Genomic DNA, 26,426 nt, shown 5'->3' on the forward strand with positions numbered 1-26,426 from the left:
GCAAGGGGCTGGATTTAATCCAAAGATAGTAAATTGGAAAAAAAGATGCACCGTTCTGTAGCAGAACGTGCATCTGATAGTAACTTTTCTAACTTCTCACTAGGAGCACGGTACACTCCACATGTGCTGTCTGAGGGAACATGTCCACCGGCTGAATCCATTCCAGCCGGTAGCCGCTTTGAAGCAGCGCCTGGCAATCCTTGGCCAGGGTGGAGGGGTTGCACGACACGTAGACGAGTCGTGCGGGCTTGGCGGCCGCGATCGCGTGTAGCAGCTCGCGTTCGCAACCCGTGCGCGGCGGGTCCACTACGACTACGTCGGGGCAGATGCCGCGCTTGACCCATTCGGGCAGCAGCGTTTCCGCGCGCCCGACGAAGAACTTTGCGTTGTCGGCTCCGCTCAACTGCGCGTTGCGGCGGGCGTCGTCCACCGCCTCGGGGATGAGCTCGATGCCGCGAACTTCCTTGGCCTGCGGAGCGAGCCAGAGCCCGATCGTGCCGGTACCGCAGTAGGCATCGACGACGAGCTCTTCACCGGTCAAAGCTGCAGCCTCTTTGGCGGCATCGTACAGCCTAACGGTCTGCTCGGGGTTAAGCTGGAAAAAAGCGCGAGGCGATAAGGAGAAACGAAGACCGCCCAGTTCTTCGTCCAACCGTTCCTCGCCCCAGAGCACGTGAGTCTCCTCGCCAAAGACAAGCGGCGTATCAGCCTTGTTGATGTTTTGGGCGATCGTAGTAACAATCGGAAGCTCGGCACGGATGGCTGCAATCAGCCGATCCTTGTCGGGAAGACGTTCCGAAGCCGTAATGAGCGTGAGCTGGACGCTGCCAGATTGCTTGCTGACCCGTGCTACGACGGTCCGAACGATCCCTTTGCGGCTGCGTTCCTGATAAGGCTGAATATTCAGCCGGGTGAGGATCGCTTTTACTTTGCTGATCACTTCATTAATCTCCGGGTGCTGGATGGGACAGCCCGAAATGTCAACAAGCCTATGAGAACCGGGCGAGTAAAGCCCCGTGATGATCTGATCGTTCGACCAGCCGGCCTGAAGCTGCGCTTTATTGCGATATCCCCACGGCTCATCCATGCCCATAATGGGACGGAGTGGCAAGTCCGCCAGCTTGGCGTACCGATTGAAGGCTTCGCGTACAAGCTCTTCTTTGGCACGAAGCTGAGCGGGATAAGTCATATGCTGAAGCTGACAGCCTCCACAGGCATCATAGACTGGACAAGGCGGCTTCGTCCTATCAGGCGATTTCTTTTCGATAGCAACTAACTGAGCGGTCAAGTAGTTGGATTCTGCTTTAGTGACTTGGGCTTTTACAACTTCCTCAGGAAGAGCGCCGTCAATAAAAACCGCTTTTCTTTTGTAATAACCGACACCTTCTCCGTTAATGCCTATTCTTTTAATCGTAACGACGATGCGATCTCCCGGCTTGACATCTTCTCCGCTTCCGGCAACGTTTTTATGTTGGGGAGCCTGCCCCTTAAACGGCTTCTTCCCTTGCTGGGAAGTCCGTACTTCTTTCTTATTCATATACAGTAATCGCTCCGATACACAATATTAATTCATGATTTTCGTTCAGTTACAGTTACTATATCACGTTCAGACTGAAGGAGAAACCAAGAGGGTATGAAGATCGGCGTTTTAAAAAGCCAGCTGATTATTCATCATTTTTTTGGCATAAGGCGCCACCGTTTTACATATATTTCAACTTTCTGGGAAAAATAGAAAGAGAATCTCGTATCGTCGCAGATTTTTAACGATCTGTTTATGTTCCGCTAATCTTGTCTTAATATTTGGGCGGTATCCTAACGATAACGAGGAACCAAAGAAGGGAAGATCGAACATGATTTTATACCAAATGGCTAAACGCATGGAACAGCGCCAACAATTAAAAAGAAACATTCTCTTATCCGAAGGGAATCGGGAGCAGCTGCTTTCGCAAAAGGATCAGGTGGAGGAACAACTGATGAGTCAAGCGAATCGGTGGAGCGAGGACGGCAACGATGAGTTTTTGCTTCAAGCCATGACACCAGAAGCCGGTTGGACCGAACACAACAATAGCTGGATATAGCAGGAAAATGGAGAGATTGTTCCATTTTCTTTTTTTTGTGTTCAATCCCGTTTCCGTGTAGAATAAAGAAATACATTGATTCTGCAAGCAAATGAGGGTATCTATATGAAAGTTGTACTATCTACGCTTAATGCGAAATACATTCATACCTCGCTCGCGCTTCGTTATTTGAAGGCGTTTAGCGAGAAAGATTTTGATATAGACATCGTAGAGTATACGATTAAGGATCCGGCGATGAATATCGTTTCCGATCTATTTCAAAAGAAGCCGGATATTCTCGGTTTCTCCTGTTACATCTGGAATATCGAAGAAACAATCACTGTGATCAGTATGATGAAGAAGATCAATCCGGAGCTTATCGTCGTATTAGGAGGACCGGAGGTTTCTTATGATACGGAATATTGGATGAACAGGCTGCCTGATGTGGATTACATCGTGATGGGTGAGGGAGAAGAAACGTTCCATCATCTGCTGCAGGAGCTTACAGGAGATCGGAAGCTGTACAGCGTGTTTGGCGCTGCCTACCGCAAAAACGATAAAGTGATCATCAACCCGCCGCGTCCTAAGCTGCAGCTGGACGATATTCCTTCGCCGCACCGTTTTGCCGAGGATGTTCCGAGCTTAGCGAACCGTGTCGTTTATTTCGAGACAAGCCGCGGCTGTCCGTTCAGCTGTCAGTTCTGCTTGTCTTCAATTGAAGTCGGCGTTCGGTACTTTGATATGGAGCGCACCAAAAGCGATCTTCTGTACTTGATCGATTCAGGAGCGAAGCTCATTAAATTCGTAGATAGAACCTTTAATATTAAAAGGGACTATGCGATGGAAATTTTCGAGTTCCTTATTCAGAACCATCGAGGAACGGTGTTTCAATTCGAAATTACGGCTGATATTATGCGGCCTGAAGTATTGGATTATTTGGCTGAGAACGCTCCCCCTGGCGTATTCCGTTTCGAAATTGGGGTACAGTCAACGAATGATCTCACGAACAACCTTGTCAAGCGGAGGCAGAACTTTAGCAAGCTTACGCGTACGGTCACCATGGTTAAGGAAAGTGGTAAGATAGACCAGCATCTGGACTTGATTGCCGGTCTGCCTGAGGAGGATTACAACTCCTTCCGCAAAACGTTCAACGACGTGTTCGAATTAGAGCCGGAGGAGCTTCAGCTCGGATTCTTGAAAATGCTTCGCGGAACGGGAATGCGCGCCGATGCTGAGAAATATGGTTATAAATTTATGGATCATGCGCCTTATGAAATTCTTGGCAACGATATTTTGCCTTTCACCGACTTAATCAGGATTAAACGAGTAGAAGACGTACTGGAGAAATATTGGAACTCCCATCGGATGGATCATACCGTTAATTATTTGATCCGGGAGGAGTTTCCTTCCGCATTTGATTTCTTCCAACAATTTGGGGATTTCTGGGAAGCTCAGGGCTGGCAAAAAATCGGCCATCAGCTGGAGGATTTGTTCACCCGGTTGCGTGCCTTTCTGACCCAACGTGAGACAAAGCAGCTGCATGTGGTGGAAGGTTTAATGAAGCTAGATTACTTCCTTAATCATAAGTACAAGCCTAGAAAAATATGGTGGGAATTCAAGCTGGATAAAGCGGCTCAGGCCAGCTACTTCAAATACCTTGCAGAACATCCGGAGATGGTTTCTGAGACTTTTGCCGCACTGCGTATTAGTGAGAAGGATCTGCACAAGCATGTGATGGTAGAAGTACTGCCGTTCCGGTTGGATCATTATTTGGAAACCGGCGAAATGCTTTCCGATGAAGAACGGCTGCTCGTGGTGTACTTCCCGCCTGATGCGGCTGCGCCAGCTCAATATTTTACTTTAGATGCTGCAGCTACAATCGCATAATTTCTTTACTCAAAGCCTCTTTCTCATGGTGAATGCCATAGGAACGAGGCTTTTATTTTTACATCATGCTTAAGAAGGAGGAACAAAATACAGCGCCTTGCGTCATTGTATATATCTGGAAAACGAAGTGGGGCGTGAGGAGATGAACGGGTTAATCGCGGTGTTAGTTTTTATTATGGCAGGGTCCGGTTGGGGAGGTGAGGAAGTCAATTGGGGAAGGCAGACAGCGGTGCAATTAGGGCCAGCCGCTCAACCGCCAATCAACATTGAAAGGATCGTTCCAACCGAAAGACAAAGGGAGTTTACGGAAGAGCTGACTTATTCGATTGAATCGGAGCAGGATTCACGGCTGTCGGAAGCCTTTCGACTTTCTTACCCCAATGGGATAACCATGCCTAAACGAATCCTGGTAAACAATCCGTATCGACTGAAGATCATTTTTTCCGAGGAGGTAGACCGAAGCTCAGTAGAGGAACTGCTGGGCAAGCAGCTTCAAAATGCAGAGTGGTCTATGGAGTGGGAGGACGGTAAAACTATTCAGCTTGTTTTGAACTTTCCGGAATCAGCTGCAGCTGAGGACAATTATACGATATTGCATCTATCAGGCGTTCAAAGCTTAAAAGGCCATGTACTGAAGGGAGATGAGCATGTGGTACTGCAGGCTGTTCAGTCTGTAGAGGTCAAGGCATGGAATTCTCTTAACGAGGAAACCTCAACCTTGTACTTAGGAAAAGACGATACCCAAACCTTATCTTTCTCACCTGACAGACAATGGTTGTTGAGGGGCGAAAGAGTCGAAAATCCGATTGCTGCCGAAGAAATCTATGAGTTGATGAATCGTGAAGGACATGTGATCCATTCCTTTCCTTATGGTCAAATAGGATATCCACAATGGTTAAATGATGGGCAATCCCTAATTTACATGAAGGATACGTGGAAAAGACAGGAGGTTTGGCTGTATAACGCTTTAACCGGGGAAGATCAGCTATTCTGGATGCTGCCCAAATCCGATGAGCTCAATTACCAGAGGATTGCAGGTATCGCAGTCGACCCTTCTACGGGACAAATAGGAATTGCAGCAGCCTATCTCAGAGACGATGAGCGGTTTTCTTTGGATTTGCTCCTGTTTGATTCAGCCGAATATACCGAGCCGACTGCAGCCTACACCGGAATTAGCAGGTACCGCTGCTTGGAAGGTCCTTGCTCGGCTTGGATAGAATTCATAGGAAAGGGGCAGCTCTATTATACAACCGTGGAGTCGGAGGCATGGAGTGCTCTGCCTGAAGTCTATATATTGGATACCTCTACGGGAGAAAGGAAGAGAATGGACCGCTTGGAGACTGCCCAATGGGGAGAGAGCAGAGTGGTCATTTCTGACCGTGATCATGGGGTATATGTGCGAATGACGGGTAGGGAAGAGGGAAAGGAAACGATTGTGGTGTATGATTCCCGCAGCGGGGAGCGGCACGAGATCGAGTCGGCTGTAGAGCTGCTTGCTCACAGCTTGGAGGGATTTCATCTACAGGAAGATGGACGTATTGTCTTTTATGCAAAAGGATTGACCTGGTTCGTGATAGATTTACACAAGCAAACGATAGAGCCTTATCAGGGTGAGACGCTACCAACACCTATGAAAGATGAGGATCTCAAGCTGTATGGGTCTCAAGACGGAATTGTTGTATATGGTATAACAAAAAATAACCACCCTTGATATATGGTGGTCAGAGTGCCGAAAAACCAATTATTCAGAAGCTGAATGAAGGCGGGAGGTGGGGGATTCCCTGGAGGAGCGTAAGCGGCTGGAAGGGGATACCTCACCGGAGTATCACACATACATCTGAATTATCATGGTTTTTTCGACAGACGCCCCCCTGATAAAGGGGGGCTTTTGCTTACGTTAAGGGAGATAGCTCCGCAGCACGGTCATGGACCCTGTCAGCGTATAATTTCCTAGATTAGCAGGAATCAAGTAGCACTCACCAGGCTTGACAGAAAGCTCGCCATCCGCCCATTGGATGGTTCCAGATCCGTCGCAGATGATATGGATGATGAAGCTGTCTGCGCTTGTTTGCAATGTCCATGTTTGCTCTGCCTTGCCCTTTTCTGTAACGAAGAAGGGTGAGTTGGCCAGAGTAAGCCATTGGTTGGAAGCGGGAAGATCCGTCTTCATATAAGAAGAGCCTGAGCCTTCATAAGCAATGACATTCAAGGAATCCTCGATATGCAGCTCCCGCGGCTTGCCGTCTAGCCCTAAACGGTTATAATCGTACAGCCGATAAGTACTGTCCGAATTTTGTTGAATTTCCGCCACGAGTATACCTGAGCCAAGTGCATGTACGGTTCCTGCCGGAATATAAAAGGAATCGCCGGCTTCCACCGAGATTTCGCGTAAGCAATCTAAAATTCGGCCTTCTTCGATGGCTTGGGCTAATTGCTCACGAGTTACACCGTCGTTCAGACCATAGATGATTTTGGCTCCTGGTTTGGCATCGAGAATGTACCACATTTCGGTTTTGCCAAGCTCGCCTTGCGGCAATCGGTCGTAATGGTCATTCGGATGCACCTGCACGGATAAATCATCCTGACAATCGAGTAGTTTAATTAATAGAGGAAAACGGCCGTTTTTCTCGGAGAAGCCTTTGCTTCCGAAAAAGTCTTTCCCATACTGTTCACGGATTTGATCCAGACCCAGACCAGCAAGCTCTCCGTTGACTACTTTGGTCGTACCGTTCGGGTGGTCGCCAATCATCCAGCCTTCACCGATCGGACCTTCGGGCAGCTCCAGCCCAAACTGCTCCAAGGCACGGCCTCCCCATACGCGTTCTTTCATTTCGGGTTGAAATAATAAAGGATATGGTTTCAAAGAGTTCCCTGCTTTCTAAGGTTTTTCCATTTTTCCAGTAGCTTGCTTGCATTATATCAACTGGTTTGCCTTTTTTCTACTGCAATTAAGTAGGGCGGGTTGTTGCTGCGATTCAGAAAACGATACTCCAGCACCTGGTATTGCTTCTGTGAAAGCTGTCCCAGCCATTCGTGAACAGCCTCTGCTTCATGTCCGCCGCCTTCATGACCTGTATATAAGGCGATGGTCAAAATGCCGCCGACGCGCAGCATGTCCAAAGCGGCCTGCAGGGCGGGTAGGGTAGACTCAGGCTTCGTAATCGTGTGCTGGTCGGCTCCTGGCAGGTAGCCCAGATTAAACATGACGGCACCTACAGTGCCGCGCGCTGCTTCGGTTAGTATCTCCTTAAGCAGCGCATGGCTGTTCAAATGCAGCTGGACGGAGGTACAGCCGGGTATTTCTTTGGCTAGGCGCTGCTCGGTTAGAAGCAGCGCCTGTTCTTGTATATCAAAGGCGTGAACAGTACCTTGCGGACCGACGCATTTGGCTAAAAAGACGGTGTCCACACCGTTGCCTGCCGTAGCATCGATTACGGTTTCGCCCGGAGTGACACGTTCTTCGATTAACTTATGGGCGAAGCTTAATATTGATAAGAAACCCATCTGAGCCTCCATAGATCCAAAATAGAATGAGTGCAAGTAAAAGAGGAAACTATATATACCATGTTTACTTACTTATTTATAGAAGGAACACGATTATTTCGATCCTCCGCCAGCCATTGGCGGTGTTAGAAGATCCTGTCCCGGCGGGACAATAGGCGACTTGCTGCCGTCACCCGATGGTGTAGGAGCCGGAGTAGCCTTCGGAGGGTCCTTGATGGACGACGGCGGCAATGTCGGTGTCGTCGGTTCAGTCGCCTTCGGCGTGTCGGGCACCACCTGCGGCGGTGGCGTCTGCTCCGCCAAGGGCGTCTTCGCCGGCGGCAGCGTAGGCTTGGCCGCCGCGGGCTTCTTCGGCGCGCTCGTAGACGCGCCGCTGTTGCCTGCTGCGCCGCCGCTCGGCGCAGCAGGCTCTACCGCTGCCGCCGGAGGGGCAGCGGTGTTGTCGCCGCCAACGGTACTGCCGGACGCTTTGTCGTCTGGCTGCTCCGCCTTTGGCGGCGCAAGCAGCTCGCCCGCGTCAGGCGGCTTAGCGGGCGCGGGGCTCTCCTGCGGCTGCGGGGCAGGGTCGCTGCTGCAGCCGGAGATCAGTGCTGCGGTGACCAGCGCCGCTATCCATGTCTTTTTCACGAAGCATTGCTCCTTTCGTCATGAAGAACCGGTCGATTTGTGTCATCTTCTTTCTCTCTAAATTAACAATTCCATTAGGGTGCTTTCCAATATTTACCCTGCCATGTATTCCGTTCACGCAGTTCGTGGTCGAAGGCGTTCAACACTTCCCATTTCTTCAAGCTCCACATCGGCCCGATGAGCAAGTCTCTCGGTGCATCCCCTGTAAGACGATGAACAATCATATCCGGCGGTAAAATTTCCAGCGTATCGACAATCAGTTTGACATACTCGTCCTTTTCCAAAAATTGCAGTAATCCAGCTTCATATTGCTTCACCATTGGAGTTTTACGCATCAAATGAAGCAGATGGATTTTGATGCCTTGCACATCCATTTGGGCAACGGCACGTCCAGTATCTAGCATCATCTCGTGCGTCTCCCCGGGCAAGCCGTAAATGATGTGAGCACAAGTGCGAATGTTATGCTTGCGAAGCTTGGCTACTGCATCGAGATAGCATTGGGTGTCATGGGCGCGGTTGATTAATTGCGAGGTCGATTCATGAATCGTTTGCAAGCCCATTTCCACCCATAAATAAGTCCGTTCGTTGAGTTCGGCCAAATATTCCACCACATCATCAGGCAAGCAATCCGGCCTTGTAGCAATGGATAAACCAACCACACCTGGCTGTTTTAAGATCTCTTCGAAATATTCTCTTAGTACCTCCACTGGCGCATAGGTGTTGGTATAGGCTTGAAAATAGCCGATATATTGAGCCTCTGGCCATTTTTTATGCTGCAGATCACGTATTTTGTTGAATTGCGTCACCAGATCGTCGCGGCGGCTTCCAGCGAAATCGCCTGATCCGCGCGCACTGCAGAAGGTACAGCCTCCCGCTGCGATAGAGCCATCGCGATTAGGACACGTAAATCCTGCGTCCAGCATAACCTTGAACACTTTCGTGCCGAACTGCCGACGCATTTCTACATTCCAGGTATGAAACCTTTTATCTCCCCAGCTAGCTGGAATAGGTGATTCTTCGACTTGCTTCATCTATATTGAACTCCTTTTTGTTTATAAAGTAGAAATGAGGTATGACGTTCCTGTTTTATGGAACCCAAGAGTACACGAAGTCCCTTATGGAGCGGAATTCGAGGATCTTCGACCTTTTTATTTTATCGCAAAAATGAAAGCTTTGCGAATTTTTCCTTGACAAAAGCTCCTATCCCTTCGAAAGGATATTTATTTCTTCAAGCGACCATGCTAATGAGGCACCAACAAAACAGCTGCGAAGGGAGATCATAACCTCATGAACAAGTTTGCTAAAACCGTCATGACCTTGGCTCTTACTGCTTCTTTAGGATTTGGTGGACAAGCCTTTGCCGAAACTTCAACTATGGGTACCTCCGGCACGGGAACGACAACGTCGACTACCGGCAACTATGGGACTTATAATGTGGATACTACTTCAAGCACCGGGATCTCGACATCTGGTACAGGTACAACAGGAACAATGAATACGACGGGTTCTACAACGGGTACTGCGGCAACCCCAGATGGTACCTATACTAACAATGCAAATACTACCAGCACGACAACTGGAAATTACAGCAGCAACAATCTTCTGAATCGAATGAACACCTACGGCAATACTTATGACCACAATACGTACAGACCGTATGGCTACGGTGGGAACTACGACACTAACAGCTACAGAGCCAATGCGGATACTACGACAAGAACAGGCTCTGGTTGGGGCTGGTTAGGTCTGCTTGGTTTGCTTGGGTTGGCTGGATTGCGCAGCAACAACCGCAATGAATCCAATGTTGGCGACCGATAAATTGGACAACCTATGAACCATCTGACCTTACCGCTTGGAAATCAAAAGCTGCTTGTTGAGCTTACGATAAAAGAGGCATGGGCGCTTAGTGCGGGAACTCATTATAATGAACAACCTCAATTAGCGTCCAATGCTCGAAAAAAGGTGCGGGAATCTATGGAGACATTCCTATTCCCTCATAATCAAAAGCTGGAGTATCATCTTCTGGAGATGTAACTTCCAACATTTATGGTCGGTCCCGTGCAGCTTGTTTGCATGGGCCGGTCTTTTCTTTACCGGCGTTTCAGAGTATAATTCTCACTGAACTGAAAATGATATTGCAGTTTTTTGGAGGATGACGATGCGTTTACGTGGTAGAAAAGGGATCAGGGAAGCGTTGGAGGCACAACCAGGTCTTATCCTATTAAATCCAGCGGCTTATAAAGGCAAATGGAAAGAATTGTTCGGCAATGATAAGCCTATTCATGTCGAGCTGGGTATGGGGAAAGGCCGGTTTATTAGTCAACTGAGCGCCTTGAACCCCGATATCAATTACATAGGCGTGGATATGTATGATGAGCTGCTGCGCAGAGCTGCAGAGAAGGCTCAGCTATCCCGTGAAGAGCATGGGGGTAGCTTGGACAATTTGAGGCTGGCACTCTTTAATATTGAAAAAATCGAAGATATATTTGATACCGATGAATTGGAACGCATTTATTTGAATTTTAGCGATCCATGGCCTAAGAAGCGTCATGCGCGCCGCCGGTTGACACATTCGGGCTTTGTTCGCAAATATATCGATATTTTAAATGAACGCGGCGAAATTCATTTCAAAACGGATTCCCGTTCTTTATTCGAGTTCTCATTGAACTCATTAGCAGATATGGGGCTGCGTATGCGCAATATTGCCTTGGACCTTCATGCTGAAGGACCACGAACCGATCTGGTCATGACGGAATATGAAATGAAATTTCATGATAAGGGCATGAACATACACCGTCTGGAGGCGGTCATCGGATCCGTTGCATTGGCTGACCACTTGCATCAGCTTGAGCAGCGGGAGCGGGAAGAAAAGAACGTCCAAGCTTCTGATGAATCAGAAGACGAGTAACAAAGGAAAAAATGTAAAAAGCATGCTGGCTATTCTCGAGCCATGCATGCTTTTTGTGTTATGTGAATTTATTGCTATCATTGCATCAAGATTTCCATAATCGCATTGGTACAGTCAGCCGGCTTGTAGCTGTTCGCATGGCGATTTAACTGCGCCCTTCTTTTTTGAACCTCGGGGTATCGATCGATTAACAGTTGGAACCAATGGTCAATCGTTTCCGCCGATTTGATCTGCTCTCCGAAACCGTGCTGGGTGAAATACTGCAGATTTTCTTCCTCTTGGCCTGGAATCGGTGTATAGAAGAGCATGGGAATTCCTTTTGCCAATCCTTCCGTACAGGTCATTCCTCCAGGCTTCGTAATCAACAAATCCGATACATCCATCCATTTATCCACTTCCGTAGTAAAGCCCATCAGTCTAATATTTTCATGCTTGAACCGTTCGTCCTCGGATAAGACATGGAGTGCTTTGTCATTGTTGCCCATGCAAATAATAAGCTGAATTTTTTCCCGCCAGCGGGTAAAGTACTGCATAAATTCCGTATTGTTCATCAATCCCCAGCCACCACCCATAATAAACACCGTAGGCATGGCCTTAAGATTAAAGCGGGTGCGAAGCTCCTCGCGGTTATGCTGCCCCCAGAAATTGGGGTGGACCGGTATACCTGTGACTTCGATAGCGTCAGAAGGGATGCCCCGATGCAGCAGCTTTTCCTTTACTGCGGCTGTTGATACCAAATATTTGGTTACTTCCGGGCTGACCCAAGTGCCATGTGCATCATAGTCAGTAATCACTGTGCATAAAGGGATATTCATTCCAGCGCGTTTTAAGCGGGAAATGACAGCATTGGGGAATGGATGCGTACATACGATGGTGTCAGGGCGAAGATGATTGATCACTTCAGCCGCATGAGAGTAAAAGATCCGGTGCAGCGCCAGTTGAGTAAAGCGATTTAATGATTTTTTGTATTGATAGCGGTACATAAAGCCGTATAGCTTAGGCTGTGTAGTGACTGTTTTACGGTAAGCCGTCAAGATCCATGGAGCTAATGTGGGGTGGAGAAAGGTGCCAAGCTCCAGAACGCGGGTCTGAATGTCGGGCGAGAGCATACGAAGGCCAACTGATAAAGCATGAGCAGCCTGTGTATGTCCGGCACCGAAGCCTTCGGATAATAACAAGACCCTTTTTTTACGCATAGGCTCTTCACCATACCTTGCCAAATGATTTACATAAAATGAACGCAGTCCCTAGTATGCCCAAATCATTACCCGAATATCGGTGCAGTGACTAGCACGGCAGTCGTTGCAATCAAGATTCCTGCCAAACAGTCGGATGGATAGTGGAGTCCTAAATATATACGCGACAAGCTTACGAAGAATGCTAAAGGGATTAAAATAGTTCCGAGCCAGGGTGCAGTATACGCAAGCGGTACTGCAATGGAGAAAACAGCGGTCGTATGGCCTGATGGGAAAGAATGATCGGTCAACGGCTTTTTGCATGTATTCGTGTCAGGAAGAACAAGATAAGGACGAAGGCGCGGATAGGCGCGCTTAATAATAGCTACGGGGATGTGGCTGATTGCTAATGCGACGCAGCAGTGAAAGCCGGCCAATCTCCAGCCTTCCTGCCCGAATAAGCTTATACACAAAGCCGTTATTATAGTAATCGTTGCGCCTCCGAGATGGGTTAGCGTATTAAACAGATAATCCAGCATCTTGTGCTGAAGCCGTTGATTGACCCAGCAAAACAGTCGGTTTTCATGGAGCTGAAGCCATAGTACAACTCTGCTCACCAACTTCGCCTCCTTAAAAATTGGGATAAGCTCTATCTAACGAACATATATATAGTGTAACTTCGGTTTGTTAATGGAGTATCAAATGAATAATAAATCCACTGGCGCCCAATTTAATGTTCTATTGATGTTCTTATAACATCAGATTGATAGAATGTTATGACAGTATTTCCCTTTTAATCTACCCTAATTGGCGAGGAACTATCCTTGATCCTGCGTAAATGGACAAGTGCAGTGCTTTGGAAGCGCCTGCTATGGTTCCAACGGGAATGCCAAAGGATCTAGGTTTCCCTCCTATTCGACACAGTTTCAACTGTAGAAGTAGAGTCTGAGGGATCTGGACTAAGGCGTAGCACAGGGTGGGAAGGAGCCTTTTTTATCCTTTTTTCGACATAGAATGCATAGGAATGGAATAGTATAGTCAGTATGGAAAATCATGCTTCTTTTTGTCGTGAAGTTTGTTCCTTGAAAAATGCGCTGTTGTCGACTCTTATGGAGCAGGCAGGGGCTGATAGCCCTGGGAAAGTTCAGGCAGCTTTCAAGGTGTGTTTCATGCTGGGGCATGTGGGGTAATGGATATTACCAATGCTTTTCACACAGGAATACTATGCCCATCGGGAGGATTCCCACAATTTGTACACGCCGTAGAATTGTTGTATCATATTAGCGTATACGTTCCCGATTGTCCGCGGCAGGGTATGTATACTGCTTACAGCAGTTGTGGGATCAGATCTTTAAAGGACTAGTCTAAGTGCTTGAACGAAAGTGGAGGTAATTCCCGGTCGTAAGGGGCAGGATACCGTTGCTGCTAAATAATGTTAAACTGAAAAAAAGCTGAAAATCGATGAAAATGAGATGTAAAAGCTGGTTGGCAGAGAGCTTTGTTTAATATGCCTTGTTTTTGACCGTATAGTTCGGAGTTCTGACTTAAAGGAGCTTACAGAAGCTTTTGACAAAACGGGGCAAAGAGAGGAAAATCATATTCGGCTACCCACACAAATCCAAAAGAGACCATCGAAGTTCATAACTATAGAGTAGAGAGAGAAAAGACTTTGGGGTACATAAAAAAGGGGGATTTATGATGCTGGACAATGTAATACTAAGCATTCAGATTGTCTTGGCGTTGGTCGGAGGTTATCAGCTTTTTTTGACGTGTTTTGGCTGGTACAGACGCAAGCCTAAAGCGCAGCATGCGCCGCAAAAGTCTTTTGCCATACTGGTTGCGGCACATAACGAAGAACAAGTAGTCGGTGCGCTGATTGATAACCTGAAGAACCTCGATTATCCGAAAGAGTTGTACGATGTTTTCGTTATTTGCGATAACTGTACAGACAAAACTGCACACATTGCCCGTAGCATGGGCGTTTATGCTTGCGAGCGCAACAATCCTAAGCTTCGCGGCAAAGGATTTGCAATCGAATGGATGCTGAAGGAACTTTGGAAAATGCCCCGCAGCTACGATGCGGTTGTTATGTTCGATGCAGACAATCTGGTGAATCCGGATTACTTAACACACATGAACAATGATTTGTGTAATGGCTCCAGAGTGATTCAAGCCTATTTGGATACTAAAAATCCGAATGACTCTTGGATTACTGCAGCTTATGCGGTAACTTATTGGTACTGTAACCGTTTGTGGCAGCTGCCCCGCGAAAATCTGGGCTTGGCCAATTTCTTGGGTGGAACGGGGATGTGTTTTGAAACCAATCTGCTGAAGGAAATCGGCTGGGGTGCAACAAGCTTGGTTGAGGACTTGGAGTTTACTATGCGCTGCGTACAACGCGGTATTAACCCGACGTTTAATTATGATGCAAAGGTGTATGACGAGAAGCCTTTGACCTTCAAGGCATCCGCAAGACAGCGTTTGAGATGGATGCAGGGGCACTTTGATGTCGCTCGACGCTATTTCTTCCCGTTGTTCTGGCAGGGACTGAAGGAAGCTAGCTGGGCTAAAATTGATACAGCAGTGTACGCGTTGAATGTATATGTAATTCTTATTGGATCTGTAGTTTCCATCGCATTATGGATTGATATGATGATGCCAGGCATTCCGTCTCTAAGATCACTGTTCGATTATGCGCCGGTCCTGTTCACGATTGTAGCTATTGTGAGCTATGTCTTGTTCCCGCTAGCGCTTATCATCGAGAAGGCTTCTTGGAAAACATGGCTTTACTTGATCACCTTCCCTGTATTTATGCTGTCTTGGTGGCCTATTACGGTTTATGCGTTCTTCACGCAAAACAACAAGCAATGGAGCCATACTGAGCATACAAGGGTTATCCGCTTGGAAGATGTTCAGAGCAAACAGGTCAGCTAAACAATGTGAATTGAATAGTTGACTTGCTATACAGAATATGATATGATTCTTTAGTGCAAAAGAAGAAGCGCCCGCTTCTCACCTGACCGACTTGAGGTTGGCTGGTTAATAAGCTAAAGTGAATGTGGAATAAAGTCGATCACTTGAACCTTAACAGACGTGGGCCTTTTGCGCCCGCGTCTTTTCTTTTTTAGCACATAGGAATGACCAAATATACTTAAGCGATATGCAAAGTGAATGCTCATTCCTATTGGCGAATAAACCAACCTCTACGCGGTCGGTCATTTTTGAAAGATCTCGATAGAGGCTTATCTCACAATCCTAATGGAGGTGGCAGGTTATTAGTACAGAGCATTTAATTAACGATGAAATTCGGGCGAAGGAAGTTCGTCTGATCGGTGCAGATGGAGAGCAACTCGGGATCAAGCCGATTCGCGAAGCGCTTCAGATTGCTGTGGATGCCAGTTTAGACTTGGTTAACGTTGCCCCAACGGCGAAGCCGCCGGTGTGCCGGATCATGGATTACGGGAAGTACCGCTATGAAATGCAGAAGAAAGAAAAAGAAGCCCGTAAGAACCAGAAAGTCATCGAAATTAAAGAAGTTCGCCTGAGTGCCACGATCGATGAGCATGATTTTCAAACGAAACAGCGCAACGTCGTGAAGTTTTTGAATGATGGCGACAAGGTCAAGCTGAGCGTCCGTTTCCGCGGTCGTGAGATCGCCCATGCTAGCATTGGGCAAAAAGTGCTTGAGCGGATGGCAGCCGAAGTGGAGGAACTGTGCATCGTTGAGCGCAGACCGAAGCTGGAAGGCCGCAGCATGATCATGATTTTATCGCCGAAGCAGCAAGTATAATTTATAAGGAGGACTACACGTCATGCCAAAAATGAAAACACATAGCAGCTTGAAAGGCCGTTTCAAGATTACAGGTACAGGCAAAGTAAAAAGATACAAAGCCTACAAAAACCACCTGTTGTCCAGCAAATCCGCACGTCAAAAACGTGTTTTGGCTACTAACCCGGTTATGGCTGCAGGCGACGTAAGACGCTTGAAGCAACAACTGGCTAACATCAAAGGTTAATTCGTAATTTTATTCTACTTAAACTTTGGAGGTAATGAATCATGGCAAGAGTAAAGGGCGGGTTCGTAACTCGTCGTCGTCATAAAAAGATTTTGAAATTGGCTAAAGGTTATTTCGGTTCCAAACACCGTTTATTTAAAACAGCTAATGCACAAGTAATGAAATCCTTGCTGTATGCATACCGTGACCGTCGTCAGAAAAAACGCGACTTCCGCAAATTGTGGATCACTCGTATCAACGCTGCAGCTCGCATGAACGGTTTGTCCTACAGCAAATTCATGCACGGCTTGAAGCTGTCCGGTATCGAAGTTAACCGCAAAATCTTGGCTGATCTGGCTGTAAACGACATTAACGCGTTTAACGACTTGGCTACTGCAGCTAAGCAAAAAGTGAACGCATAAATATAGTACGATAAAAAATCGCTTCCCCTGACATGTTCAGTGGGCAAGCGATTTTTTTGTTTTCTTTTAAATTGGGTAAATATTATTAATCCCTAACTAATAACTAATATTTACTTAATTATTTTAAAACTTTTTTGTGTTATTATAAATATTATCAATAGGACTTTTGTCTCATTAATGGAACATTTTAACGTAGTGAGACGTCGATAATGAGAAGAAATTGTCACTTTGAAAAAGAGATTGGGTGATACCTATGAAGCTTGTATTGCTCTCTGGAGGGTCTGGGATACGATTATGGCCTTTATCCAACGAACAACGTCCAAAGCAGTTTATTAAGTTGTTCAACGAACCTCATCAGACCGAGCCGGTATCCATGCTGCAAAAAGTATGGAGCCAGCTGGAAAGTCGTCATCTGCACCGTGATGCCATCATTGGTGCGGCTGTAAGCCAGAGGGAACATATACGCGAGCAGCTTGGTCGTCATGTTGATCTTGTATTAGAGCCGACCAAACGGGACACGTTTCCCGCCATCTTGTTGTCGGTTGCTTATTTATACACCCATCGTGGAATTTCCCATGATGAGACAGTGATTGTGTTGCCTGTTGACGGGCAAGTAGAGGATTCCTTCTATGATGCTTTAATTAAGCTGCCGGAGGTTCTGGAAAGCTCCGGTGCCAATATTGCCCTAATGGGAGTCAAGCCTACCATGCCGTCTGAGAAATATGGTTATATGCTGCCTGAGGCTGGGAGTCTTGGAGGGCAGACAGTAGCTGTTCGTCGGTTTTATGAGAAGCCCTCAGCAAGCGATGCAGCGAAGTATATAGAGCTTGGCGCTCTATGGAATTGTGGTGTGTTTTGTTTTAAGGCTGGCTTCCTGCTCGATATCCTGAAGCGTATGAAGCTGCCGGATACATATGAAGAGCTTCTCCTTGCTTATTCGGAATTGGAAAGCCGAAGCTTCGATTATGCAGTTGTGGAGCGGGAACAACGCATCACAGCGCTCGTTTATGAAGGGCCGTGGAAGGATCTTGGAACATGGAGCTCATTGACAGAAGAGATCAGTGAGGCATTGACTGGCAATGGCTTAATCAGCAATAGCTGCAGCCGTGTTCATATTATTAATGAACTGGATGCTCCTGTTGTTGTATTGGGGTTAACTGATGTTATTGTTGCTGCCAGCCGTGAGGGGATCTTGATCACGCATAAAGGAGAAGATGGACAGCTTAAAGATGCATTGAGCCAATTGCGGAAGACAGCGAGGGAAAGCGAAACCGATTCTGTTTCACAATCGCGTGATATAGACCAATGCGTCCTTGAAGATGGGATCGTAGTTACCACTCGGCGTATTTGCTTAAAAGTGGGAATGGAAATGAAGCGATTAAAGCCCGCTGACGAATACAAACAGACTGTCACCTGGACGATTGTGAGCGGAAGCTCACGAATAATTAAAAACGATGAGCCCTTCACTTTACCTACTGGGGGCACCATCATATTGAATCACAGAGATACAGCAGTGCTTCAGGCTATGGAGACAGTCTATGTAATAGAAATTGTTAAAGATGATTACAGCTCACAAAGGGAGTGACGAATTGTGAGGGAAAAATCGCTGTTAGGGTACAATCCCCGCAAAGTAGAACGTTATTTTTCGGCATTAGAGGCCAAAGAGGCGCTGTTGGACGAGCAGCTTAGAGAGGAAGAGGCGATGTATAAGCAGAAGGAAGCGGAGCTGCTTGGCGAGCTAACTGCCCTCAGGCATAAAATAGATGAATTAGACCAATTGGAAACGGGCTTGAAGCAATGGATTCAAAGAAACCGGAATTAACTCGATCATTCGGTCTCGCTTGGTTCGGACTCCGCAGAGGCTTGACCGATAAGTATGCGACACAGCTGGAAGAACGCATAAGGAACAAACAAGATCTCATTGAAAATAGGGGTATGTCGAATCAGCGACAACTAGCTGAGCTTCGTAAGCAAATAGAACTGCTGCAAAGGGAATGCGACGCCAAAGAACAGTATGTTGAAGCCTTGATTGAGCAAAAGCTATCGATTCTTAATCAAGAAGGCTTCAAGCCTTTACTGGAGGAGCAAGTGAGCAAGCCTAGAATGAGGCTTGGCGATTTGCTTGTCGAGGAAAGGCTAATCACCGAACAGCAGTTAGCGGCAGCTATAGAAGAGCAGCGTAAATTAGGCGGCAGACTGGGCGATATTGTTGCCGAAATGGGCTTTGCTGACAAGGAACATATTACAGCCATCATGAACCGCCAATCGCATAAAGGCCGTCTGGGCGATATGTTAGTGGAAACAGGCGCTATTACCCAAGCGCAGCTCAACCAAGCATTGGATTTTCAGCGCAAAAGCGGCGGCTTGCTGGGGGATATTCTTATGTCCTTACGCTACATCGAACCGGAGAGGCTCTACCGCCATATCGCCACGCAAAACAACATTGGACGAATTGGTACGGAATTCGAATTTGATATGGTAAACAAGCTGCCGGAATCCATGGCGCGGCAGCATGACGCAGTCGTTATTAATCAGAACCCTCATCGATACTTGGTTGCTGTTGGGGGGCCGCTGACGGAAGAGTCGCGCAGCACCTTGGAAACGTGGCTGGGACTTCCCATCGAACAAGTTTTAGCGACACGCGAAGAAATGGAATTTTTTTGGAAGGAAATTTACCCGACAGAGCTAATGGCAGAAAGCACACAGAAGCTGGTGATCGAGCAGCCGCAAAATTCGGCTCATGTCACATTTACCAACGCACAGCTAGTTGCAGCTGGGATCGGGTTGTTTTTACTTTTGATCAGCCTGGGGCTGGATTGGTTTCATACGTTGATTGTTATCAATATTGCGGTACAAATCTTTTATTTCTCTATGACCTTATTCAAGTTCATGATTATTATGTACGGCACGCGGGATCGTGCGCAAATTCGCTTTACTCAGGAACAAATTGACGAGATTGACGAGAGAACGCTGCCGATGTATACGATTCTCGTCCCTATGTATAAGGAAAGTCATATTATTCCACATTTGCTTAACAATATCGAGCAGTTGGACTATCCGAAGGCCAAGCTGGATGTGAGACTTCTTATCGAAGAGGATGATATCGAGGCTCAGGAGCTGTTAAAGGAAATGAAGCTGCCTGCCTATTACACGACCATTGTGGTACCTCATAGCTTGCCTAAGACGAAGCCAAAGGCTTGCAATTATGGGCTTATACGTGCACGTGGGGAATACGTCGTCATTTATGACGCGGAGGACAGGCCGGATTCCGATCAGCTCAAAAAGGTGCATGCGGCATTTATGGAAAACCCGGAGCATTGCGCCTGTATTCAAGCGAAGCTGAATTACTTCAACAGTGAGCAAAACCTGCTTACGCGCTGGTTTACCCATGAATACAGCATGTGGTTTGAGCTGCTGCTGCCTGGCGTTATGCAGTTGGACATCCCGATTCCTCTTGGAGGAACGTCCAATCATTTTAAAATGTCGGTGCTAAAAGAAATTAATGCATGGGACCCATACAATGTTACTGAGGATGCCGACTTGGGCATTCGACTGTACAAATCGGGGTATACAACTGCCATTGTTGATTCTCGGACATGGGAAGAAGCCAACAGCCGGGTCGGGAACTGGATACGTCAACGGTCACGATGGATCAAAGGCTATATGCAAACATGGCTCGTTCATATGCGTAATCCGTTGAGATTGTATCGGGAGCTCGGATTCAAAGGGTTTATGGGCTTTCAAGTTATGGTCCTGGCGACTCCGATGCTGCCGCTCCTAAATCCGGTATTTTGGGTGATGATCGTGCTTTGGTATGGCTGGAAGGCTGCTTGGATTCCGCAGTTTTTCCCGGGATTTATTTATTATTTGGCAGCAGTAGAGTTTTTGATTGGTAACTTCTTGTTTGTGTTCAGTAATGTGGCAGGAGTCTACTGGGTCATCGATCAGCTGGAAAGAAAGAATGAACATGTTTTTTCTTATCGTTTTGTCAAGCATGCCCTTCTTACTCCTATCTATTGGGTGTTGATGAGTATTGCGGCGATAAAAGCAGCTTGGCAGTTGATTACAAAGCCGTTTTATTGGGAGAAGACAACTCACGGACTTAACAAACAAACAACAGTCTCTAAATAACAATGTTCAAGGTAGGAGGGGAGTGTAGATGGTCAAGCTTCATCGAAGTATGTATTGGGCATTATTCCTCCTTCTATTTGGACTTGAATTTGCAGTAGGGTTCTATGTTAGCCATACCATTGGCTATGTCCATTCTGACGCTATGAGCCGTGTCGCTAATGCATTCTATGTCTTGTTTAGCCGAGATCCTCACTTAGGTGCCATCGGCTTTGTATGGACTCCGCTTCCAAGCTTGGTAGATCTGATTTTTCTGCTGCCGTATCGGTGGTTTCCTGCACTTGCATCTTCAGGGGTGGCAGGAGTGATTATGAGCAGTCTTTTTGCAGGGATGACTGCGGCTATGCTGGCCCGTGCGGCTATAAGCTTTGGTTTGCCAGGCTGGTTTGCGATAGTATTCAGTCTCTTATTCAGCTGTAATCCGTTCATGTTCTTATTTGGAGCTAACGGGATGAGCGATGCGCCTTTTATATTCTTTATCATGTATTCTGTGGTCCATTTGAGTCACTGGATAAGGAGTCGAAATGTCAGAAGTCTTATAAAAGTTAGCTTCGCGCTTGCTTTAGCCTTCTGGACTAGATACGAAGCCGTGCCGCTTGGAGCTGCAATGGGCTTGGCTGTGATTATTATTGTTTTTCTGATACCGCGGTATGGCGCAGATAGGGAACAACTACCCAAGCACAAGCTTAGCTATAAATATTTTCATGTTGAGGGAACGTGGGTGCTGCTGCTTTCTCCGATAGTGTTCTCCGGTTTGCTGTGGATATGGTTTAACTACTTAATTATGGGAAATCCTTTGTTTTTCCTAAATGGAGATTATTCTAATGTAGCTCAGGCTCAGCAGCTGGCGTCTGAAGAGAAATTCGCCGAGATGATTGGAAATCCAATTTCCGCGAGTTGGTTTGTGTTGAAAAAAACAGCCTACTACTCTATTCCTCTCGTCAGTATCATCCTGCTTAGAATTTGGAATCGACGTTGGTTTTTTTGGGATTTTCTCGTCTTGGTGCTGCTATTTATCTCTATCATCACACTTCAATGGTTAATGCTATTAAAGGGCACCTCTTACGGTTGGTTCCGTTATTTTATGTATGTATTACCTATTACGGTGGCCTGGCTGCCCTATGAGCTGGCTCGCGTGAAAAAGACGTTTTTCAATTACAGTATTGTCATTTCGGGTATGGCAGCAACTTGTGTTCTCCTCACATCCGCTTTGATGAATCCGCAAATTGCACCGGATGAGAATAAATTTATACAAGCCAAGCACTATGCAGTTTCTCAAACGGTTGAGAAGGAGATAGCGCATTACTTGGATACAGAGCTGGCTGGGTACAACATCTTGATGGACTCTTACTCCGCCTATTCCGTTATCCTGAACAGCCAACATCCCGAAAAGTATCTTATTACGAGTGACTTCGAATTTCATGAATCGCTGGAAGACCCGGTAGGGAGCGGCGTTGATTTCATTCTTAGTCCCAAGCCGGATAAAAGCTCTGCTGACAGCATCGATAACCAAAAATATCAGCTTTATGATAAAGGTGCTCCGTGGTGCGAGCTTTATAAGGAATTCGGGGGAAAATGGAGATTGTACAAGGTAATCCGTACGTTGGACGGGGGGAGCCCAAATGAACAGCATTGAGCCTGAAATATCTGTAATTATTCCCGTTTATAATGAGGAGGTTCATATTTATCAGTCTTTACTTCGGATTGAAAAAGAAATCAGCCGAATGACTTCTTCTTATGAGATTATGATCATAGACGACGGTTCAAAGGACTGTACTTGGGAACAGTTGGTCCAATTCGGAGAGCATTCGGATCATTTTTATGCATTGCGGCTTAGCCGAAACTTCGGTAAGGAACTGGCAATGTGTGCGGGGTTAGAGCACGCTCGTGGCAAAGCAGTTATTATTATGGATTCAGATATGCAGCATCCCCCCGAGCTCTTGCAGCAGATGATCCGTTTATGGCGTGAAGAGGGAAAAGATATTGTAGAGTGCGTCAAGCGAAATCGCGGAAATGAAACGCTGGATAAAGCGATAGGCTCTTCTATGTTTTACACCATCCTTAATAAGCTTTCAGGATATGAATTACGAGGTGCGTCCGATTATAAATTATTGGACCAGAAAGTGGTGCGGGCATGGAGAGAAATGCCGGAGAGAAACACCTTCTTTAGAGGGATGGTTGCATGGCTAGGATTCGATAAGGCGCAAATTGATTTCGAGGTTGCGGATCGGGTGGACGGTAATAGTCAATGGAGCTTTGCAAATCTATTGAAGCTGGCTGTTAATGCTGTAGTGGCCTTCTCTTCCATACCGCTTCGTTTTGTTAGTATATTTGGTGCCATCTTTTTGCTAGGAGCTGTAATCTTAGGGATTCAAACCTTATTTCAAAAATTTCTCGGTAATGCAGTGACCGGTTTTACGACCGTTATTTTGCTGCTTCTTGTGATAGGTAGTGTGATTATGATTTCGTTAGGAATAATTGGGGAGTATATAGCCTCGATCTATAATGAGGTTAAGGGGAGACCTCGTTATCTTATCAGTGAAAAAATTTATAGCATGAATAATGAGACCGAAGCCTTGTTTGAAGTGAGCCGAACCTAATGAACATAAAATTGATATTGAAATATGGCTTAGTCGGATTATTGGGGACCGTATTGCATTTTGCGGTATTGGTTGCGTTAGTGGAGGGTGTCCAATTTCAACCGGTCTGGGCTTCTGCAATCGGCTTTATAGTCGTTCTTCTGGTATCTTATGTGCTGAACAAATATTGGACCTTCCAAGACTCTCCCTCAGGGTGGAAACCATTGGTTAAATATTCGGTGGTTTCTGGGGTTGGGTTATTATTAAACAGCGGAATTATGTATACCGTAGTAGATTGGCTGCACTGGAATTACTTGATAGGTCAATGCTTTGTTGTGATCGCAGTACCTATATCCAATTTTATATTTAATTACTATTGGACCTTTCGTAAATCGGCACACTCCTAACGGGAATGATAGCTTGGGAATGCCACTTGACTCTTCAGATATTTCGGCATATAATGATTGAAAAGTACAACTTTGCTGAAAACGGCAATGATGAGGACGAAGTTATAAGGGCTCTTATGTTCAGAGAGCAGAGGATAAGCTGGAACCGATGCCTTAATCCCTTATGTACGAGCTCACCTCGGAGCTGTTTCCCTGAAAAGTATGCCGGCTAGATTGGCTTAGCTAGTAGGGGAAATCGGAATAGCACACGTTACCGTGCTGAAGGTATGGTCGCTGATTATGGCTTCATACCTGCTAAGGTTATTTGCTGTGAGGCAGATAACAAACTCTGGGTGGTACCACGGAAGATTAGAACCCCTTTCGTCCCTTCAGACGCTCTTTGTCGGCGTTTGGGATGATAGGGTTTTTTTGCATTGAAAAATAACCGTCATTGCGGTCGTACATCACGAATAACGTCGTAGACGTTTTCTCATTTTTCGAGAGGAGGAAAAAATCATGATCGTTCAAACCACTCAAAAGTCAAAAGAACAATTACGGAAAGAGCTGCTGCAGCCGGATGTTATTACAGGGTCGGAAATGTTACTGCGTAGTTTGCTGCTGGAGGACGTAGATTGCGTCTTTGGTTACCCAGGCGGGGCGGTTTTATATATTTACGATGCTATGCATGGAAACAAGGATTTCAAACACCTTCTGACACGCCATGAGCAAGGAGCTATTCACGCGGCTGACGGATACGCCCGTTCCACAGGAAAAGTTGGTGTCTGTATCGCCACTTCCGGTCCAGGGGCTACTAACCTCGTTACCGGGATTGCCACCGCTTATATGGACTCAGTGCCATTGGTTGTCATTACAGGGAACGTAGCGACGTCGGTCATCGGGACCGATGCATTCCAGGAGGCTGACATTACGGGCATCACAATGCCAATTACGAAGCACAGCTACCTGGTGCGGGACGTGAATGATTTGCCTCGTATTATCAAGGAAGCTTTCCATATTGCTTCTACAGGACGTAAAGGTCCAGTATTGATCGATATTCCGAAGGATGTATCGAATGACAAAGCATCTTTCTACTATCCGGAAAAGGTAGAGATTCGCGGCTACAATCCAACCATTCAGCCTAATAAGCTGCAGGTAGATCGTATGCTGGAGGCTATCTCCGAATCCGAACGTCCAGTCATTCTGGCCGGCGGCGGTGTTGTCTACTCGAACGCATCCGAAGAACTGCTGGCGTTTGCAGAGAAAACCCGGATCCCAGTAACGACGACGCTGCTCGGATTGGGTGGGTTCCCAAGTGCACACGAGCTGTGGATCGGTATGCCGGGGATGCACGGAGCCTACGCGGCAAACCAGGCTTTGCAAAATTGCGATTTGCTTATCAGCATCGGCGCCCGTTTTGACGACAGGGTAACCATGAAAGTGGATGGCTTCGCTCCGCAAGCGAAGAAAATCGTTCACATCGACGTCGATCCTGCGGAAATCGGAAAAATCGTGGAAGCAACGATTCCATGCGTAGGCGATGTTAAGGCTGTTCTGCAAATGGCGCTGCAAAAAGCGAAGCCTTCCAATTCAGAAGCATGGATCAAGGTAGTTCAAGAAAACGTGAAAAATCGTCCATTGCGCTACAAAGATTCCGATACGGAATTGAAGCCGCAGCATGTTATTGAAATGATTCATGAAACAACGAAGGGCGAAGCGATCGTATCGACAGACGTAGGTCAACATCAAATGTGGGCTGCCCAATATTATAAATTCAACCACCCGCGTTCTTTTATCACCTCCGGTGGACTGGGCACGATGGGTTTTGGCTTCCCGTCTGCAATCGGTGCGCAGGTAGCTCATCCGGATCGTTTGGTCGTATCGATCAATGGTGACGGCGGTATGCAAATGTGCTCGCAGGAGCTGGCCATTTGTGCAATCAACAACATTCCTGTCAAAATTGCCGTTATCAACAACCAAGTGTTGGGTATGGTTCGTCAATGGCAGGAAATCATCTATGACAATCGTTACAGCCATATCGACCTGGCAGGAAGCCCTGACTTCGTCAAGCTGGCTGAAGCCTACGGTGTAAAAGGCTTGAGAGCGACGAACAAAGAAGAAGCTCGCCGCGCTTGGCAGGAAGCTCTGGACACCCCGGGTCCGGTACTCGTCGAATTCGTAGTCCGTAAAGGTGAGAACGTGTACCCGATGGTTACACAGGGCTCGACGATAGATGAAATGATAATGGGGGATTCGGAATGAATTACAAACATACCATTTCCGTACTAGTGAATAACCAACCCGGCGTCCTGCAGCGTGTATCCGGCTTGTTCGGACGCAGAGGCTTTAATATCGAAAGCATCACGGTTGGGGAATCTGAAGAAGCGGGCTTGTCCCGTATGGTTATCGTAACCACAGGCGACGAAAAGACGCTGGAGCAAGTGTCCAAGCAGCTGTATAAGCTGATCGATGTCATTAAAGTAGTTGACCTGAGCGCCAATCCGATGGTTGCACGCGAGCTTGCCTTGATTAAGGTAAGTGCGGAGCCTAGCGCGCGTCCTGAGATTCTAGGCGTTGTAGAAACGTTCCGTGCTGCGGTTGTCGATATTGGTCCATCCTCTCTGATCGTTCAAGTGGTTGGGGATTCCGAGAAAATCGATGCTATGGTCGAGCTGCTTAAGCCATACGGTATTCGTGAGCTGTCCAGAACCGGTGCTACCGCTATGATTCGCGGGTCGGTAAAATAGTCATTATTTCTATG

Annotated in this window: 25 protein-coding genes and 1 other annotated feature; of the genes, 19 read left to right on the forward strand and 6 right to left on the reverse strand. The window is 46.8% G+C overall.

What is annotated here, in order from left to right; all coding sequences use genetic code 11:
* Positions 1 to 88 precede the first annotated feature (88 nt).
* On the reverse strand, positions 89 to 1,537 hold the full coding sequence (gene rlmD / locus BP97_RS37265; RefSeq protein ID WP_081824338.1) for a 23S rRNA (uracil(1939)-C(5))-methyltransferase RlmD: 1,449 nt from the start codon (positions 1,535 to 1,537) through the stop codon (positions 89 to 91).
* A gap of 313 nt (positions 1,538 to 1,850) precedes the next feature.
* Here rlmD and BP97_RS0124120 point away from each other — a divergent pair, with 313 nt between their 5' ends.
* The 3 genes from BP97_RS0124120 (at position 1,851) to BP97_RS0124130 (ending at position 5,655) form a co-directional block, all read left to right on the forward strand.
* A complete protein-coding gene (locus BP97_RS0124120) occupies positions 1,851 to 2,078 on the forward strand; it encodes a hypothetical protein (protein ID WP_028551423.1) in 228 nt (75 codons plus the stop codon).
* 105 nt (positions 2,079 to 2,183) lie between these two features.
* Positions 2,184 to 3,944 carry a B12-binding domain-containing radical SAM protein gene (locus tag BP97_RS0124125; protein ID WP_028551424.1) on the forward strand — a complete coding sequence of 587 codons (1,761 nt, stop codon included), beginning with the start codon at positions 2,184 to 2,186 and terminating at the stop codon, positions 3,942 to 3,944.
* A 142-nt stretch (positions 3,945 to 4,086) separates the two neighbouring features.
* Positions 4,087 to 5,655 carry a TolB-like translocation protein gene (locus BP97_RS0124130; RefSeq protein WP_156043298.1) on the forward strand — a complete coding sequence of 523 codons (1,569 nt, stop codon included), beginning with the start codon at positions 4,087 to 4,089 and terminating at the stop codon, positions 5,653 to 5,655.
* A 186-nt stretch (positions 5,656 to 5,841) separates the two neighbouring features.
* On the opposite strand, the gene BP97_RS0124135 is transcribed toward BP97_RS0124130, so the two are convergent.
* Both BP97_RS0124135 and BP97_RS0124140 read right to left on the reverse strand, forming a co-directional pair.
* The gene (locus BP97_RS0124135; protein ID WP_028551426.1) at positions 5,842 to 6,807 is read right to left on the reverse strand and encodes a type I phosphomannose isomerase catalytic subunit; all 966 of its coding nucleotides are present in this window, start codon (positions 6,805 to 6,807) and stop codon (positions 5,842 to 5,844) included.
* Positions 6,808 to 6,863: 56 nt separating this feature from the next.
* A complete protein-coding gene (locus BP97_RS0124140; RefSeq protein WP_028551427.1) occupies positions 6,864 to 7,448 on the reverse strand; it encodes a tRNA 5-(aminomethyl)-2-thiouridylate-methyltransferase MnmM in 585 nt (194 codons plus the stop codon).
* 214 nt (positions 7,449 to 7,662) lie between these two features.
* On the opposite strand from BP97_RS0124140, the gene BP97_RS40320 reads away from it, so the two are divergent.
* Complete coding sequence (locus BP97_RS40320) at positions 7,663 to 8,136, forward strand: hypothetical protein (RefSeq protein ID WP_156043299.1); 474 nt, start codon at positions 7,663 to 7,665, stop codon at positions 8,134 to 8,136.
* A gap of 13 nt (positions 8,137 to 8,149) precedes the next feature.
* On the opposite strand, the gene BP97_RS0124150 is transcribed toward BP97_RS40320, so the two are convergent.
* A complete protein-coding gene (locus BP97_RS0124150) occupies positions 8,150 to 9,106 on the reverse strand; it encodes a tRNA modification radical SAM protein MnmL/YtqA (RefSeq protein WP_028551429.1) in 957 nt (318 codons plus the stop codon).
* Positions 9,107 to 9,362: 256 nt separating this feature from the next.
* Here BP97_RS0124150 and BP97_RS0124155 point away from each other — a divergent pair, with 256 nt between their 5' ends.
* From BP97_RS0124155 to trmB, 3 genes are all read left to right on the forward strand, one after another.
* Positions 9,363 to 9,893 carry a WGxxGxxG-CTERM domain-containing protein gene (locus tag BP97_RS0124155; protein ID WP_028551430.1) on the forward strand — a complete coding sequence of 177 codons (531 nt, stop codon included), beginning with the start codon at positions 9,363 to 9,365 and terminating at the stop codon, positions 9,891 to 9,893.
* A gap of 12 nt (positions 9,894 to 9,905) precedes the next feature.
* Positions 9,906 to 10,109: a hypothetical protein gene (locus BP97_RS0124160; protein WP_036746451.1), complete on the forward strand. Its 204-nt coding sequence runs from the start codon at positions 9,906 to 9,908 to the stop codon at positions 10,107 to 10,109.
* Between the two features lie 124 nt (positions 10,110 to 10,233).
* Positions 10,234 to 10,983 carry a tRNA (guanosine(46)-N7)-methyltransferase TrmB gene (gene trmB / locus BP97_RS0124165; RefSeq protein ID WP_028551432.1) on the forward strand — a complete coding sequence of 250 codons (750 nt, stop codon included), beginning with the start codon at positions 10,234 to 10,236 and terminating at the stop codon, positions 10,981 to 10,983.
* A 77-nt stretch (positions 10,984 to 11,060) separates the two neighbouring features.
* Here the strand turns inward: trmB and BP97_RS0124170 are convergent, their stop codons facing one another.
* Both BP97_RS0124170 and BP97_RS0124175 read right to left on the reverse strand, forming a co-directional pair.
* Positions 11,061 to 12,179 (reverse strand): UDP-N-acetylglucosamine--LPS N-acetylglucosamine transferase, encoded by a 1,119-nt coding sequence (locus BP97_RS0124170; protein WP_028551433.1) that lies wholly within the window; start codon positions 12,177 to 12,179, stop codon positions 11,061 to 11,063.
* Between the two features lie 68 nt (positions 12,180 to 12,247).
* The gene (locus tag BP97_RS0124175) at positions 12,248 to 12,775 is read right to left on the reverse strand and encodes a phosphatase PAP2 family protein (RefSeq protein WP_028551434.1); all 528 of its coding nucleotides are present in this window, start codon (positions 12,773 to 12,775) and stop codon (positions 12,248 to 12,250) included.
* Positions 12,776 to 13,856: 1,081 nt separating this feature from the next.
* Between BP97_RS0124175 and BP97_RS0124180 the strand changes: the two genes are divergently transcribed.
* The 12 genes from BP97_RS0124180 (at position 13,857) to ilvN (ending at position 26,412) form a co-directional block, all read left to right on the forward strand.
* Entirely contained in the window at positions 13,857 to 15,092 is a 1,236-nt protein-coding gene (locus BP97_RS0124180) for a glycosyltransferase family 2 protein (RefSeq protein WP_028551435.1), read from the forward strand.
* A gap of 53 nt (positions 15,093 to 15,145) precedes the next feature.
* Positions 15,146 to 15,284, forward strand: a sequence feature (ribosomal protein L20 leader region).
* Positions 15,285 to 15,432: 148 nt separating this feature from the next.
* Entirely contained in the window at positions 15,433 to 15,948 is a 516-nt protein-coding gene (infC, locus tag BP97_RS0124185) for a translation initiation factor IF-3 (RefSeq protein ID WP_036746454.1), read from the forward strand.
* 22 nt (positions 15,949 to 15,970) lie between these two features.
* Positions 15,971 to 16,174, forward strand: a complete 204-nt coding sequence (gene rpmI / locus BP97_RS0124190; protein WP_028551437.1) for a 50S ribosomal protein L35 — start codon at positions 15,971 to 15,973, stop codon at positions 16,172 to 16,174.
* Between the two features lie 41 nt (positions 16,175 to 16,215).
* Positions 16,216 to 16,575: a 50S ribosomal protein L20 gene (gene rplT, locus BP97_RS0124195; protein ID WP_028551438.1), complete on the forward strand. Its 360-nt coding sequence runs from the start codon at positions 16,216 to 16,218 to the stop codon at positions 16,573 to 16,575.
* 253 nt (positions 16,576 to 16,828) lie between these two features.
* On the forward strand, positions 16,829 to 18,160 hold the full coding sequence (locus BP97_RS0124200) for a sugar phosphate nucleotidyltransferase (protein ID WP_028551439.1): 1,332 nt from the start codon (positions 16,829 to 16,831) through the stop codon (positions 18,158 to 18,160).
* A gap of 6 nt (positions 18,161 to 18,166) precedes the next feature.
* Positions 18,167 to 18,397: a hypothetical protein gene (locus BP97_RS0124205; RefSeq protein WP_028551440.1), complete on the forward strand. Its 231-nt coding sequence runs from the start codon at positions 18,167 to 18,169 to the stop codon at positions 18,395 to 18,397.
* Entirely contained in the window at positions 18,373 to 20,706 is a 2,334-nt protein-coding gene (locus tag BP97_RS0124210; protein ID WP_028551441.1) for a cyclic di-GMP-binding domain-containing protein, MshE-related, read from the forward strand. The genes BP97_RS0124205 and BP97_RS0124210 overlap by 25 nt, the downstream gene beginning before the upstream one ends.
* A 28-nt stretch (positions 20,707 to 20,734) precedes the next feature.
* A complete protein-coding gene (locus BP97_RS0124215) occupies positions 20,735 to 22,339 on the forward strand; it encodes an ArnT family glycosyltransferase (protein ID WP_028551442.1) in 1,605 nt (534 codons plus the stop codon).
* Positions 22,326 to 23,303, forward strand: a complete 978-nt coding sequence (locus BP97_RS37270) for a glycosyltransferase family 2 protein (RefSeq protein ID WP_051620928.1) — start codon at positions 22,326 to 22,328, stop codon at positions 23,301 to 23,303. Before BP97_RS0124215 ends, BP97_RS37270 begins: the two co-directional genes overlap by 14 nt.
* Complete coding sequence (locus BP97_RS0124225) at positions 23,303 to 23,689, forward strand: GtrA family protein (protein WP_028551443.1); 387 nt, start codon at positions 23,303 to 23,305, stop codon at positions 23,687 to 23,689. Before BP97_RS37270 ends, BP97_RS0124225 begins: the two co-directional genes overlap by 1 nt.
* A gap of 495 nt (positions 23,690 to 24,184) precedes the next feature.
* Entirely contained in the window at positions 24,185 to 25,927 is a 1,743-nt protein-coding gene (gene ilvB, locus BP97_RS0124230) for a biosynthetic-type acetolactate synthase large subunit (RefSeq protein WP_028551444.1), read from the forward strand.
* Positions 25,924 to 26,412, forward strand: coding sequence for an acetolactate synthase small subunit (ilvN, locus tag BP97_RS0124235; protein WP_028551445.1), 489 nt, complete (start codon positions 25,924 to 25,926; stop codon positions 26,410 to 26,412). Before ilvB ends, ilvN begins: the two co-directional genes overlap by 4 nt.
* Positions 26,413 to 26,426: the final 14 nt, after the last annotated feature.

It is taken from the genome of Paenibacillus sp. UNC451MF (genome assembly GCF_000686845.1).
In the GTDB taxonomy this organism is placed as follows: domain Bacteria; phylum Bacillota; class Bacilli; order Paenibacillales; family NBRC-103111; genus Paenibacillus_S.

Bases quoted from the DNA above. Each gene is read 5' to 3' on its own strand.
- rlmD (WP_081824338.1), bottom strand. From the start codon at position 1,537: ATGAATAAGAAAGAAGTACGGACTTCCCAGCAAGGGAAGAAGCCGTTT.
- BP97_RS0124120 (WP_028551423.1), top strand. From the start codon at position 1,851: ATGATTTTATACCAAATGGCTAAACGCATGGAACAGCGCCAACAATTA.
- BP97_RS0124125 (WP_028551424.1), top strand. From the start codon at position 2,184: ATGAAAGTTGTACTATCTACGCTTAATGCGAAATACATTCATACCTCG.
- BP97_RS0124130 (WP_156043298.1), top strand. From the start codon at position 4,087: ATGAACGGGTTAATCGCGGTGTTAGTTTTTATTATGGCAGGGTCCGGT.
- BP97_RS0124140 (WP_028551427.1), bottom strand. From the start codon at position 7,448: ATGGGTTTCTTATCAATATTAAGCTTCGCCCATAAGTTAATCGAAGAA.
- BP97_RS40320 (WP_156043299.1), top strand. From the start codon at position 7,663: ATGGACGACGGCGGCAATGTCGGTGTCGTCGGTTCAGTCGCCTTCGGC.
- BP97_RS0124150 (WP_028551429.1), bottom strand. From the start codon at position 9,106: ATGAAGCAAGTCGAAGAATCACCTATTCCAGCTAGCTGGGGAGATAAA.
- BP97_RS0124155 (WP_028551430.1), top strand. From the start codon at position 9,363: ATGAACAAGTTTGCTAAAACCGTCATGACCTTGGCTCTTACTGCTTCT.
- BP97_RS0124160 (WP_036746451.1), top strand. From the start codon at position 9,906: ATGAACCATCTGACCTTACCGCTTGGAAATCAAAAGCTGCTTGTTGAG.
- trmB (WP_028551432.1), top strand. From the start codon at position 10,234: ATGCGTTTACGTGGTAGAAAAGGGATCAGGGAAGCGTTGGAGGCACAA.
- BP97_RS0124170 (WP_028551433.1), bottom strand. From the start codon at position 12,179: ATGCGTAAAAAAAGGGTCTTGTTATTATCCGAAGGCTTCGGTGCCGGA.
- BP97_RS0124180 (WP_028551435.1), top strand. From the start codon at position 13,857: ATGCTGGACAATGTAATACTAAGCATTCAGATTGTCTTGGCGTTGGTC.
- rpmI (WP_028551437.1), top strand. From the start codon at position 15,971: ATGCCAAAAATGAAAACACATAGCAGCTTGAAAGGCCGTTTCAAGATT.
- rplT (WP_028551438.1), top strand. From the start codon at position 16,216: ATGGCAAGAGTAAAGGGCGGGTTCGTAACTCGTCGTCGTCATAAAAAG.
- BP97_RS0124200 (WP_028551439.1), top strand. From the start codon at position 16,829: ATGAAGCTTGTATTGCTCTCTGGAGGGTCTGGGATACGATTATGGCCT.
- BP97_RS0124210 (WP_028551441.1), top strand. From the start codon at position 18,373: ATGGATTCAAAGAAACCGGAATTAACTCGATCATTCGGTCTCGCTTGG.
- BP97_RS0124215 (WP_028551442.1), top strand. From the start codon at position 20,735: ATGGTCAAGCTTCATCGAAGTATGTATTGGGCATTATTCCTCCTTCTA.
- BP97_RS37270 (WP_051620928.1), top strand. From the start codon at position 22,326: ATGAACAGCATTGAGCCTGAAATATCTGTAATTATTCCCGTTTATAAT.
- BP97_RS0124225 (WP_028551443.1), top strand. From the start codon at position 23,303: ATGAACATAAAATTGATATTGAAATATGGCTTAGTCGGATTATTGGGG.
- ilvB (WP_028551444.1), top strand. From the start codon at position 24,185: ATGATCGTTCAAACCACTCAAAAGTCAAAAGAACAATTACGGAAAGAG.
- ilvN (WP_028551445.1), top strand. From the start codon at position 25,924: ATGAATTACAAACATACCATTTCCGTACTAGTGAATAACCAACCCGGC.